The following is a 12,498-nucleotide window of genomic DNA, read 5'->3' as shown; positions in this document are numbered from 1 at the left end:
TCGTGACCGACAAGAATATCGATTTGGTCAAGCCGACGCTCGCCGATTGGCGGGAAATCGAACCCCTATTCGCCGCCGTGTGGGAAAGCGGCCGGCTGACCCTGGGGCCGCACACCAAGGCCTTTGAAGACGCCGCCGCGCAACAGATGAACGTGCGCCACGCCATCGCCGTCAGCAGTTGCACCAGCGGTCTCATGCTGGCGATTCGCGCGCTGGAGTTGACCGGCGAAATCATCATTCCGAGTTTCACCTGGGCCAGCACGGGACACTCGGTGGTCTGGAACGGCTTGCGGCCCGTGTTCGCCGACATTGAACCCGGCACGTACACGATGGATCCGGAAGACGTCGCGCAACGCATCACCCCCGCGACCAGCGCGATTATGACCGCCAATGCGTTTGGTCTCTATCCTGACATGGACGCGCTAAACAAAGTGGCCGAGGAAGCCGGCATCGTTCTGCTCTGCGACAGCGCGCAGGCCATCGGCGCCAAGTACAACGACCGTATCGGCGGCGGCCTTTGCGCGGCGGAGATTTTTTCGTTCTCGCCCACGAAGGTTGTCACGGCCGTCGAGGGCGGCTTGGTCACGACCAACGATGACGAACTGGCCGTACAGCTTCGCAATATGCGCGATTACGGAAAAAGCTCCGATGGCACCGACGTGGAAAGCTTTGGTTTGTCGGCCCGGCTGAGTGAATTCCACAGCATCGTGGGCTTGTCCAACTTGCGGCGGGTCGAGGAGCTGATCGCGGCGCGCGAAGCCATCGTGGCGCATTATCGCGAGCTCCTGGCGGGCATCCCCGGTATGCATTTTCAGACGATTCCGGAGGGGCGGCGCTCCAGTCACAATTACTTCGTCGTATTTCTCGATCCCGACCGCTATGACCGCGATGATGTGTGGCGCGGGATGGCCGCGGCTCAGGTGCAAACCAAGCGCTATTTCTATCCCGCCCTGCACCGGCAGGGGTCCTACCGCGACTTCCCACCGCCGGAGCCGCCGTTGCCGGTTACCGAGCGTGCGGCATCCGACGCTTTGGCGCTGCCGTTGTATTCGCACATGAGCCGCGACGAAACGGAACAAGTCTGCGCCCGTTTGCGCCGCGTGCTGCGCGACGCGTGACCCCGCATTGCGTGTCGGGAATTCCGCGCTTATTCTACGCGGATAAGAGGGGATGAGGATGATTCGGCTATCGCAACTGGTACTGAAAAACGGCATTTTTCTGGACGTGGAGGCGCAGACGCAGGTCGGCGTGTTGGAGAGGATTACGGGGTGCTTGGTCGAGGCGGGTATTGTCGACCGAGACGACCAATCCGAACTCCTCACGCGATTGACCGAGCGGGAAAAGCTCTGCAGCACGGCTGTCGGCCACGGCGCGGCGATTCCGCATGCGTATTTCGACAAGCTAAAGACACCGATGGTGGTCGTGTGCCGCACGCAGCAGCCAATTGATTTTTGCGCTCCCGACGGCGACCGAGTGGACCTTATTTTCGTGCTGCTCGGTCCCAAACGGGTGCCGGCGCAGCATATTCAGATTCTGAGTCGCATCGCTCGGATGCTGAAAGACGAACAGTTCGACAATCAATTGCGGCACGCCCACGAGCCAGACGAAGTGCTCGCGGCGCTGCAGGACGTGGAGAAACGTCATCACTGAAGCCTGCCGCCACTGCATGATTTTGGTCGTCAACGACCAACAAATGGTCCATGACGTACTGGCCGCGTTCATGGAAGTGGGCATTACGACCGCCACGGTGATCGAAAGCCAAGGCATGGGGAAAATCGTCTCGGAGCAAATGCCGATTTTCGCCGGTTTTCGCAACTTGTGGGGCGGCGCGGGCTCATTCAACAGCACGATTTTCACCGTCGTGGACGATGCGATGCTCGACGAAGCGGTCGAGTTGGTCAAAGAGGTCATGTTCGAGGAACCCGAAACACCCCGGGGCGTCATGTTCATTCTCCCGGTCACGCACTTTTTTGCGCCGCCGCGGCGTTCCTGATAAAACAGCGCGCGAAACCCGGAGCCTTGATTGCGTCTGCTGCTGTCTCTACTGCTGATTGGATTGATCGCCCTGGCCGGGTCGCGCGCCATGCAGTCTCGTTGGCGCGTGCCGCCGGTGGTGCGCCGCCTGTTTGATTCCGGCCTCGTATTCTTGATGCTCGGCGTCGCCCTGGGACCGGCGGGCGTGGGCATGATCAACGACCGCATCCTGGAGCAAACCGGGCCGATCGTCTTTTTCTGTCTCGGCTGGATCGGTTTCCTATTCGGCGTGCACCTCGAGTGGAAACGCCTGCGCCGCTTGACCGCCCGCATGTGGGCAGCAACGCTGAGCGAATCGCTGCTGACACTCGTCATGGTCCTGGTGGCCTCGTGGCTGTTTTTCTCACGCTGGTGCCCTACCTGCGAAGGGAGCGAAGCCCAAAAATGGGCGGCTTTGCTTACGTTGGCCGCCTGCGCCGCGGGTACCGCTCCAGCCAGCGTTTTCGCGCTCAACGGGCGCCCCTGGTTCCGGGGGGACATCGCGCAAGCGATCCGCGTTTCGGCCGCGTTGGACGACTTGCCGGGGCTGATCCTCTTCGGCGTGATGTTCGCGTTGCTGCCGGGCGACCTGATCTCTGCGGCGGGCGTTTTTTCGGGTCCCGCCTGGATTCTGCTTTCGATTTTGATCGGCGTCGTCCTCGGGCTGATGATGAAATCGTTGACCATTATGGCCACAGATACCCAAGTCCAATTGGTGGTCGTCATGGGTCTGATCGCTTTTGGCGCCGGCGCAGCGGCGTTCATTCACTTGTCGCCGATTTTCGTCGGAGCGGTGGCGGGCGTCACGTTGGCCAACACGACCGGGCGCAAAGAAACCGTGTTCGAATTGCTGGCGAGTTCCGAAAAGACGATCTACGTCTTGTTCCTGGTCCTGGTCGGCTGCCACTGGGCACCCGCGGCCGAACACCTGCTGGCCTTGACCCTGCTCTACCTGGGCGTGCGGGCCGCCGGTAAGGTGCTGGGCGGAATCGTGGGCGCGTCGCTCATCGGCGTGCAGCAACCGCGGCAGCGCTTCGGCGGGTTGGCGATGCTCGGTCAAGGCGGCCTAGCCATCGCCATGGCCCTCAACTACGCCTGGACGTATGAAGCGCCGATTTCCCCGACGGTGATGACGGTGCTGATTGTCGGCGTGTTGATCAACGAATTGATCGGTCCCGGTCTGGCGTTCATCCCCTTCGGCCCGCCGAAGACTCCCGGGGGGCGGAGATGAGATACGTGCTCGTCCTGGCCGTGCTCGTTGTCTTCACGTTCTTCCTAAACCTCATGGAGGCGCTGTTCCCGCACCTATACGGCGACCGCGCCATCCTCGTGTTGGGTTTCGTGTTGCTTTCCTCGTTCATCGCCGGGCGGATGATTCGCCGCGCCCGCATGCCGATGATCACCGGGTACTTACTCGCCGGGCTGGTGCTGGGTCCCCACGTGCTGGGCCGCCTGCACGGCGACCTGACCGTGTTCACTCCTGAAGTGCTCGACCAACTCGGCTTGGTGGACGACCTGGCTCTCGGGCTCATCGCGTTGACGGCGGGCGGCGAATTGCGGCTGCGCGAACTGCGGACGCGATTTCGGATGATCGGCGCCATCACCGGCCTGCAAACCGGCATTGTGCTCTTGGGCACTATCGCCGTCTTGTGGGTGATGGCGCCGTACCTGCCTTTCACCGCGGGCCAGCCCGCCGGCTTGGTGCTGGCGGCGGCGCTGATGCTGGCGATTTGTTCCACTGCGACATCCCCTTCGACCACGATTGCGGTCATCACCGAGGTGGGGGCCAAGGGCCCGATGACGACCACGATGATGGGTGTGACGGTACTCAAAGACGTGGTCACGTTAATCGTGTTTTCGATGGGGCTGGTGGCGGCGCGCAAGTTGCTGCACCCGCAGTCGGCCCTCGATTTCGCCGTGCTGCTGCACGTTGTCTGGGAGATATTCGGCTCGCTGGTGATCGGCTTGCTGCTGGGTGTGGCGATCGGGTTCTACATCCGTTACATCGGGCGCGAGTTGCCCAGTTTAATCCTGGCGCTGTCGTTCCTATCGATGAAGCTGGGCGCGCAGACGCAACTCTCGGGCATTCTGATTTGCGTGTCGGCGGGTTTTTACATCGAGAATTTCACGGACCACGGCGAGCAGATGATCGAAGCAATCGAACGCTACAGCCTGCCGGTATATATCGTGTTCTTCACGCTGGCGGGCGCCAAGATCAACATCGACTTGCTGCGGGACATGTGGCAGATCGCCTTGCTGTTGATCGCCGCGCGCCTGCTGTTTACCTACCTGGGCACGTACTTCGGCGTTCGCTTGGTCGGCGGCAGCGTCCAAGATCGACGATTGACGTGGATGGGATTCATCGGCCAAGCGGGAATCACGCTCGGCCTGGCCACGATCATCGGCCGGGTTGTGCCGGATATCGGCACCGATTTGCGTACTCTGATCATCGCCGTGATCGCGATCAATCAGCTTATCGGCCCGATCATGCTGCGCTTCGCGCTGTATCGCGGCGGCGAAGCCAAGGCATAAATCTTTCGCAATTCACCCTTTTGCCTCGCCCGGACAACTTTGGTAAGTTGCGGCAATCCAACGCGTGAGGATGCATGATGCTGGGAGCTACTTTGTTATCGCTGCCTTATTGGCTCGGTGGTCTGTTGACACTAGTTGCGGTTATTCACTTTTTCGTCACGCGGCCCGACACCTATTGGATTTTCGTCATCATTTTTCTCGGGCCGCTGGGTTCGCTCGCCTACCTGGTTGTCAATGTTATCCTGCCGCGCTTCAGCAGCGCCGGGCCCCTCAAACATCGCGTATCACTGAGCTTCGACCAACGGCGACGTGTCAAAGAACTCGAACTGAAGGTCGAGGAAATGGGCCTGCCCCGCGATTCTGCCGAATTGGGCGAATTGCTGTACCGTCGCGGTAACCCGGAGCGGGCTGAAAAAATGCTCCGCCACGCTCTGCAACACGACGACGAGCCCGAAACCGCCTATTGGCTGGCCGTCACTCTCGAAAAACTCGGCCAACCCGAAGAGGCTTCTCAACTTCTCGCCCCGATCGTGCGTGAGGATCCGCGTTTCAAGTTCGGCGACGCCTACCTCGCCTACGGACGCAGCTTGGCCGCCGCCGGACATCGGGAAGAAGCTCTCAAGGCGTTTCGCAAGGTGCTGGAGCAATCCAGCCTGACCGAGACGCGCGTGCGCTACGGCCTTCTGTTGGCCGACACCGGCCAAACCGACGAGGCGCGCGGTGAGTTGGAGCGGGCCGTCCGAGAAGCCAAAAGCCTGCCCGGCTTCAACATGAAGCAGGCCCGCCCCTACGTACGTAAAGCCAAGCAGTGGCTGGCGCGCCACCGCTGATTCGCTTTGACCGCCCGCGTCGCTTGTGCTTTCCTTGACCCATGCGATTGGCCTATCTCATCCACCAAGACCCCCGCGACCGTTTCGGCGGTGCGGAAGTCTATGCAGGGCATTTAGCGCGAGCCGCGCGCGATGCCGGGCACGAGGTGTTGGTAATTTGTCGCGGTGACGGCAAGGGAGAGGAGGTTCGCGAAGAAGTCGACGACGGCATTCGTTACGCCGTGCTCGACGCCCAAGCGCTCATGCAGCCGCGCAAACGCTTTCGCTTCCAGGAGAGTTTCGATAACCCGGCGGCCTACATCCGCATCACGAGCTTGCTGACGGACTTCGGTGCCGATCACCTGCACATTCATCACTTCCTGATGACCAGCGCCGGCGTGGCCATGTGGGCCCGCCAAAACGATCTGGGCGTGACGGCCACGTTGCACGATTACTGGGCGTTTTGTCATCGCATCACGTTCCAAAAGCCGGGCGGCGTGCCGTGCGACGGACCGCAGCGCGGCGTGGCGTGCCGGGCTTGCGGCAAGCCGGAATACAACAGTTGGCCCGGCATCCTGTGGCAACCGGTCCACGCGGTCGGATTCGCCTGGCGGAATTTACTGCTGCGACGCGCCTACCGCGCCGCGCACGCGGTGTTCGTGCCCAGCCGCGCCGTCCTTGAAGCGCACCGCCGTCACGGATTCGAGCGTGCCAACCTCGTCTATCTTCCCTACGGCTTACCGGCGAGTTCGCCGATACCCCGAGAAGGCCCGCGCCAACCGTTGGTAGTTGGCTACCTGGGCCGCTTGGCGCCGGAAAAAGGCTTGGAAACGCTAATCGACGCGACCCGTCTCGAACCCGCTTTTCGCCTGCGTATCGCCGGTGACGGCGACCCGGATTATGTCTCGTCGCTGCGACAACGCGCCGCCGGTGCGGCAGTGGAATTCGCCGGCGGTTTCGATCGCCATGAGTTGCCCGCGATTTTGGGCGCGGTCGATGTCGTCGCCGTACCCAGCACGTGGCCGGAGAATCTTCCCTTGGCCGTTTTGGAGGCGGCACAAAGCGGCACCCCGGTGCTGGTTTCGGACCTGGGCGGCCTCGCTGAAACACCGGCGCTATGCGGCGCGAAAATCGTCGCCCCCAACACGGCGGAAGCCTGGGCGGCGGCGCTTGGCGGCTTGGCGGCTTCGGCGAAAGCGTGGCGCGAACTGCAGCGCGGCGTCGGCTACGATCACCGCATTCAGGACGACCTCGCGGCCCACCTGCGACGGGGGAGCGAGCAGCCGTGAAATACGAGATCGGCATTCCGCTGCGTGACAACGCGGCCACGGTGGCGCACGTCGTGCGTGCCGCGCTGGCGCAGAAGCCGCCGCCGCAACAGGTTTGGGTGTGCGACGACGGCAGCCTCGACGATGGACCCGAGCGGGCGCGTCGCGCCGGAGCGACACTCGTGCGGCACGATCATCCGCGTGGTTTGGGCGCAGCTCGCAACACGTTGCTCGGCGTATGCGATGCCGATATCGTCGTTTTTTTCGACGCCGACGCCATCCCCCGACCCGGCACGGCCGCCGCGCTATTGGCGCCGTTCACTGACAACGATGTCGCCGCTGTGGGCGGGCGCGGCGTTGAGGCGGCGCATGCCACGTTTGCCGACCGCTGGCGCGCCGCGCACACGCCGCAATCTCACGGCTTGGAACCCCTCGACGACGACTGGATGGTCATGGGATTGTGTGTCGCCTTTCGTGTCGCCGCCCTGCGCGAAGCGGGGAATTTCGATGCCGACTTCACTTCCTGCGGCGAGGACGTCGAGATGTCGCTGCGCTTGCGCGCCCGGGGCGGGCGGCTCGCGTACCGGCCCGATGCCATAGTCGACCACGCCCGCAGCGACGATTGCCGCGGCGTGCTGCGCCAGGCTTGGCGACACAACCGAGCGGCCGCGCGGGCCCTCCTGCTTCACGGCCAAGCGACGGGAGCCCTAACGCTCGTCGCTTGCCGAAATTTGTGGCCAGCATGCGGGCGGGCACTGCGACATTTGGATTTGCCGCGCGCCGCTTTCGCGTTGGTCAACTTACTGGTTCGGGTCACGGCCTTGCGATGGCCCCTGTGGCGTAGCTACAGTGAGCGCGCGCAACATCTTCGTGATGGGAGGAAAACGTGATCGATAAGAAAATCGCCGTGATCGGCGCCGGCAATATGGGCGAGGTACTGATTCGCGGCCTGCTGGATGCGGGCGCGGTCGACCCGGCGCATCTTTGCGCCACGGAGCCGACGCTCGAACGCCGCCAGATGATTCAGGAAAGCTACGGCATTGAGGTCGGCGCGTCGAATGCCGACATGTGCGTGACCAGCGATATCATCATCCTGGCCATCAAGCCGCAGAACATTAACACGGTACTGCTCGAACTGTTCGAAGCAATCGACGAGTCCACGTTGCTCATCTCCATCGCGGCGGGCATCACGACGAGCTATCTCGCCGAGCACTTCCCCGAAAAGGATTTGCGCATCATCCGCGTCATGCCCAACGCTCCGGCGCTGGTGCAAGCGGGCGCGAGCGCGTTGTGCCCCGGGTTACACGCCACGGAACAAGACCTCGCGCTCGTGGAGAAGATTTTTCACACGATCGGCAAAACCGTCATCATCCGCAGCGAAGAATTGATGGATGTGGTGACCGGTCTTTCCGGATCGGGCCCGGCGTTCGTGTTCATGATGATCGAAGCCTTATCCGATGCCGGGGTGCAAATGGGGTTGTCGCGCAAAGTGAGCAATTTGCTCGCGGCGCAAACGGTATACGGCGCGGGCAAAATGTTCATGCAAACCGGCCGGCATGCCGGCGAACTGCGCGACCTGGTCGCCACCCCGGGCGGAACGACGTTCGCGGGGCTCAAGGCGCTTGAAAAGGGAACCTTTCGCAGCACGGTTATGGACGCCGTGGAAGCGGCCGCCAAGAAAAGCGAAGAATTGGGCAAGGTCATCAACGGCCGGAAATGACGGCCTCAGCAGCGCCGACCCATCGCGGGGTCGCGCTTCGGTTATGACGTTGTTGGATGTGTTGAATATCTAGGACGATGCGATTTGGGAATCGTCCTCGCCACCCGCCGCGGCCTTCTCGGTCAGTTCCTTTTTGCGCTTGGCCAGGATTTCCTTGGCAAGCTGCAGGTACGCCTTGGCCACTTCCGCCTCGGGATCCTGAGTGATGATCGGACGTCCGACGGCGAAGGCGGTGGAGAACTCCTCCATGCGCGGAATGACATTTCGGAACACGACTTCTTCCGGGAAGTTCGCCCACACATTCTGGCAAACCTCGCGCGCGATGCGGTAATTCTCGTCGTACATGGTCATCAGCAAACCTTCGATGACCAGTTCCGGATTGATTTGCCGCCGCACCTTGCGGATGATTTTGAGGATCTGGGTAAGGGTCTTGAGTGACAGCGGCTCGCACTGCATCGGTACCAGCACACTGTCGGAAGCGCTAAGCGCGTAAATCGTCAAGTCACCCATGCCCGGCGGGCAGTCGATGAGAATGAAATCACAGCTCTTGCGCAAAGCCTGGACGTACTTTTTCAACAGCGCGGCACTGCCCTGCTGGCGCACGAATTTCTCGAACTCGTCGGTCAACGTGCCTTTGCCGTAAGGGATCACCTTCAAATAAGGAAGCGTGGTGCCTTGAATGACCTGTCCCAGTTTGCGGCGGCCGAGAAACACGTCGTAAAGGCCGTGCTCCATTTTCTGGCGCGACAAGCCGAGCCCGAAACTGACGGCGTTTTGCTCGTCGAGGTCCAGAACGAGGCAGCGCTGTTTCATCGTTGCCAAACTGGCTGCGAGATTGACCGTCGTCGTCGTTTTACCAACACCGCCTTTTTGGCTGGCGATGGCGATCACTTTGCCCATGCACTTCTCCCGAGTAGCGGCACGACGCTTTGCCGTCGCGGCCGAATCGCGAAAACACGCGGATAGCCGATCACCGGGCCGTGTGGGTACGCGGCCGACTTCAAGACTACCCGGCGTACATTACGCGTAGCATAACCAGATCGCTTTTTGCTTACAAGGGCGTTCCGGGCACATCTTGGGGCCAGCGTGTGAAAATTACGCGAGATTTCCGCGCCCTCGCCCATCCAGCCAAGCCTGCAAAATGACCGCCGCCGCAACTTTGTCGCGCACCTGTTTGCGCTTGTCGCGACGCATGTCGGCGGCCAGCAAGACGTGTTCGGCCACGGCACTGGATAAACGCTCGTCGGCGAACTCGATGGGCAACCCCAGCGGCTCAAGTAACTTCGCGAAATCGCGGGCCATTGTCGCCGCCGGTCCTTCGCTGCCGTCCATGTTGATCGGCAGGCCGACAACCAGGATATCGACTTCCTTTTCCGTAACGACGGCGCGGATTGCCTCTAAATCGGCCGCCGGTTTGCCGCGTCGTATGACAACCAGAGGTTGAGCGGTCAGTCCCAGGGGGTCCGAGACGGCCAACCCGACGCGCACGGTTCCGACATCGATGGCCAAGGCTCGCATGGTTAGAACAACCGCACGTCGGAAGAGTCGCCCAGCATCAGGCGAATGGCTCGCGGCTTTAGCTCGCTGGGCGCCACGGTCACGTCGCGGCCGATCAGGCTGTCGCAGATGCGGTCGCGCAGGTCGTGCAGCCGGCTGCTTTCCAGGACAATGGAGTGCTCGATCTCACAGTTGCGAATGTGGCAATCGTGGTAGATCGAGGTGAACGGCCCCACGTAGCTGTTTTCGATCACCGTGTTTGCACCGATGATCGCCGGACCGCGCACGGTCGAGTCGATGATTCGCGCGCCCGGTTGAATGACGACTTTGAACTCCACGTTGCTGCCCTGCACTTCGCCTTCGATCTTGGTCTCGAAGGTGTCGAGCACCATGCGGTTGGCTTCCAGCATGTCCTCCAACTTTCCTGTGTCCTTCCACCAACCGGTCACCATGTGGCTCTGTACTTTCTTGCCGGCGTCGACAAGCCACTGGATGGCGTCGGTGATCTCCAACTCGCCGCGCTGGGACGGCTTGATGCTTCGCACGGCTTCCCAAATCGGCTGGTCGAACATGTACACGCCGACCAACGCCAGGTTGCTCATCGGCTCGGGCGGTTTTTCTTCGAGTTTCGTCACCCGGCCGGTTTCGTCCAAGTAAGCCACGCCGAAGGAACTCGGGTTGGGCACCGCCGCCAGCATGATCTGCGCGTCGGCGTCGCCGGACCGAAACTCGTTCACCAACTCATGAATGCCGCGCAAAATCAGGTTGTCGCCCAGATACATCACGAACGCCGTATCGCCGAGGTAGTCCCGCGATTCCAGTACGGCGTGCGCCAGCCCCAGGGGCGCGCTCTGGTGGATGTACTCCACTTTGACGCCGAAGGCGGAACCGTCGCCGACCGCTTCTTTGATTTCCGCCGCCGTGTCACCCACCACGATGCCGATTTCCTCGATGCCCGCCTCACGGATCGCCCGGATGCCGTAGAAAAGCACCGGTTCGTTGGCGACGGGCACGAGTTGTTTGGCGCTCGTGTGGGTAATCGGCCGCAGACGCGTTCCCTTGCCGCCGGCCAGGATCAGACCTTTGAGTTTACGCATCGGTTTCTCCGCGTCAGGGGACATAGCGCACCCAGGTGTCGATGTTTTCACGCTGCCGCAAGGCGGAAGCCACCGCACGGGCTCCGGCGTCGGTGGCGTACTGGCCCACACTAATCCGATACCAGGTGCCGCGGTCGCCCAGGTCGGCGGTTTCGATGGCCGCCACGTTACCGGAAGCCGCCATGCGGTCATACATCGCCTTGGCTTCTTTCTTGGTCGGGTACGAACCGACCTGCACCGTCCAGTAGTCGCCGGATTTTGTTGGTTGCGGCAGGGCCCCGATATCGATTTGCGTCGGGTCGGGTTCGACGGCGGGGGCCAAATCGGCCTCGCTGGGCGTCGGAGTAACCACCGGCTGCTCGCTGTCTAAAATCGGGCCTTCGGGTGTAGGCTCCGGCGTCATGTCCGGCGTCGGCTCGGGTGTGACATCGGCGACGATCGGAGTTGCCGGGAATTCGATTTCCGGGGTCGGAGTTTCCAGAACCACCGGCGTCGGGGCTTCCGGGGTGGGCGATGCGGCGACGATCGCGCCGCTCCGGTCCAGTTGTCCCATGCCTTTGCCGACAACTACGCCCAAGGCGAAAAACACCGCGACGATCACCAACTCGGCGATCAGCAGATATGCGATGTGCCGGTTGTCGAGTTTGACTTCGTATTTACTCCGAAGCTTGCGCAAATCCCTCATTGCGACGATTCTCCTTCGGCACCCGCCAGGTCGTTGGGCGGCGCGGCCGTTAATGCACCGTACATTTCCGGGCGGCGATCACGCAACAGCGGCCAATCGCGTCGAACTAACGGCACGAGTCGCGGATCGTATTCCCACAAGGTTACACCTTCAATATCCGAAGCGGGTTCGTCCAGGAAATCGCCGGTCGGCAAGGCGCATGCCGAATTGCCCGCGAAGCGAATGCCCTGCTCGCTGCCGACGCGGCCGACGCGGCAAATCCACACGCCGTTGAGGAAAGCCCCGGCGGCAACCGCGTGGTGCCAAAGGTCGGAGTTGTCGGCGCTGACCGCCATGGGAGCCACAACGACTTCCGCGCCCGCCAACGCCAGGCATCGCACGCCCTCGGGGAACAGCATGTCCCAGCCGAGTTGCACGCCGATTTTGCCGATGGGCGAGTCGAATACGGGAAAGCTCTTGTCGCCGGGCGCGAAGTAGTGACGTTCCTCCCAACCGGGCACCTGCGGAACGTGGACTTTGCGGTACACACCGGCGACCTCGCCCGCCGTATCGATCACCGCGGCGCTGTTGTAGCACGGGCCGTCATCGTCGGTTGATTCGAAAAACGGGACCACCAAGCACACGCCGGTCTCGCCGGCGCGTTTACGCATTTCGCCGATCAACGGACCGGTCAACGGCTCGGCCATGGATTTCGCGGCGTTTTCGACGCTATCGACGAACCACGGGTACGCCCACAGTTCCGGCAGCACGACTACCTTCGCTCCGTGCCGTGCGGCTAAGTCGATCATTTCGGTTGCGCGTCGAATGTTGCGTTCGATATCCGGCGTGCCGGCGAGTTGCACGCCGGCGATTTTGGCGGTTTGGCTCATACGTAAGT

General features: G+C 62.0%; 14 protein-coding genes. 9 read left to right on the top strand and 5 right to left on the bottom strand.

Annotated features, from left to right (window positions below; translation table 11 throughout):
- The first annotated feature begins 2 nt into the window (after positions 1 to 2).
- The 9 genes from P9L99_08910 to proC all read left to right on the top strand — a co-directional run bounded on the left by P9L99_08910 (position 3) and on the right by proC (position 8,342).
- Positions 3 to 1,118 carry a DegT/DnrJ/EryC1/StrS family aminotransferase gene (locus tag P9L99_08910; protein ID MDP8223466.1) on the top strand — a complete coding sequence of 372 codons (1,116 nt, stop codon included), beginning with the start codon at positions 3 to 5 and terminating at the stop codon, positions 1,116 to 1,118.
- A gap of 58 nt (positions 1,119 to 1,176) precedes the next feature.
- Positions 1,177 to 1,650, top strand: coding sequence for a PTS sugar transporter subunit IIA (locus tag P9L99_08905; protein MDP8223465.1), 474 nt, complete (start codon positions 1,177 to 1,179; stop codon positions 1,648 to 1,650).
- Between the two features lie 16 nt (positions 1,651 to 1,666).
- Positions 1,667 to 1,993, top strand: coding sequence for a hypothetical protein (locus P9L99_08900; GenBank protein ID MDP8223464.1), 327 nt, complete (start codon positions 1,667 to 1,669; stop codon positions 1,991 to 1,993).
- Between the two features lie 30 nt (positions 1,994 to 2,023).
- Positions 2,024 to 3,244: a cation:proton antiporter gene (locus tag P9L99_08895; protein ID MDP8223463.1), complete on the top strand. Its 1,221-nt coding sequence runs from the start codon at positions 2,024 to 2,026 to the stop codon at positions 3,242 to 3,244.
- Positions 3,241 to 4,545, top strand: a complete 1,305-nt coding sequence (locus tag P9L99_08890; GenBank protein MDP8223462.1) for a cation:proton antiporter — start codon at positions 3,241 to 3,243, stop codon at positions 4,543 to 4,545. Before P9L99_08895 ends, P9L99_08890 begins: the two co-directional genes overlap by 4 nt.
- Positions 4,546 to 4,622: 77 nt before the next feature.
- Entirely contained in the window at positions 4,623 to 5,375 is a 753-nt protein-coding gene (locus P9L99_08885) for a tetratricopeptide repeat protein (GenBank protein MDP8223461.1), read from the top strand.
- Positions 5,376 to 5,416: 41 nt separating this feature from the next.
- The gene (locus tag P9L99_08880; GenBank protein MDP8223460.1) at positions 5,417 to 6,643 is read left to right on the top strand and encodes a glycosyltransferase; all 1,227 of its coding nucleotides are present in this window, start codon (positions 5,417 to 5,419) and stop codon (positions 6,641 to 6,643) included.
- The gene (locus P9L99_08875; GenBank protein ID MDP8223459.1) at positions 6,640 to 7,512 is read left to right on the top strand and encodes a glycosyltransferase; all 873 of its coding nucleotides are present in this window, start codon (positions 6,640 to 6,642) and stop codon (positions 7,510 to 7,512) included. Before P9L99_08880 ends, P9L99_08875 begins: the two co-directional genes overlap by 4 nt.
- Complete coding sequence (proC, locus tag P9L99_08870; protein ID MDP8223458.1) at positions 7,509 to 8,342, top strand: pyrroline-5-carboxylate reductase; 834 nt, start codon at positions 7,509 to 7,511, stop codon at positions 8,340 to 8,342. Before P9L99_08875 ends, proC begins: the two co-directional genes overlap by 4 nt.
- Before the next feature lie 69 nt (positions 8,343 to 8,411).
- On the opposite strand, the gene P9L99_08865 is transcribed toward proC, so the two are convergent.
- The 5 genes from P9L99_08865 to P9L99_08845 all read right to left on the bottom strand — a co-directional run bounded on the left by P9L99_08865 (position 8,412) and on the right by P9L99_08845 (position 12,490).
- Positions 8,412 to 9,242, bottom strand: a complete 831-nt coding sequence (locus tag P9L99_08865) for a ParA family protein (GenBank protein MDP8223457.1) — start codon at positions 9,240 to 9,242, stop codon at positions 8,412 to 8,414.
- Between the two features lie 195 nt (positions 9,243 to 9,437).
- Positions 9,438 to 9,860 carry a Holliday junction resolvase RuvX gene (gene ruvX / locus P9L99_08860; GenBank protein MDP8223456.1) on the bottom strand — a complete coding sequence of 141 codons (423 nt, stop codon included), beginning with the start codon at positions 9,858 to 9,860 and terminating at the stop codon, positions 9,438 to 9,440.
- A gap of 2 nt (positions 9,861 to 9,862) precedes the next feature.
- Positions 9,863 to 10,936, bottom strand: a complete 1,074-nt coding sequence (locus P9L99_08855) for a glucose-1-phosphate thymidylyltransferase (protein ID MDP8223455.1) — start codon at positions 10,934 to 10,936, stop codon at positions 9,863 to 9,865.
- 13 nt (positions 10,937 to 10,949) lie between these two features.
- Positions 10,950 to 11,621: an SPOR domain-containing protein gene (locus tag P9L99_08850; GenBank protein ID MDP8223454.1), complete on the bottom strand. Its 672-nt coding sequence runs from the start codon at positions 11,619 to 11,621 to the stop codon at positions 10,950 to 10,952.
- Positions 11,618 to 12,490, bottom strand: a complete 873-nt coding sequence (locus P9L99_08845) for a nitrilase-related carbon-nitrogen hydrolase (protein MDP8223453.1) — start codon at positions 12,488 to 12,490, stop codon at positions 11,618 to 11,620. The genes P9L99_08850 and P9L99_08845 overlap by 4 nt, the downstream gene beginning before the upstream one ends.
- Positions 12,491 to 12,498: the final 8 nt, after the last annotated feature.

The organism is Candidatus Lernaella stagnicola (assembly GCA_030765525.1).
GTDB classification, from domain to species: domain Bacteria; phylum Lernaellota; class Lernaellaia; order Lernaellales; family Lernaellaceae; genus Lernaella; species Lernaella stagnicola.
Note: the sequence above shows the minus strand (reverse complement) of the source record. Positions and strands in the feature narration are given on the sequence as shown.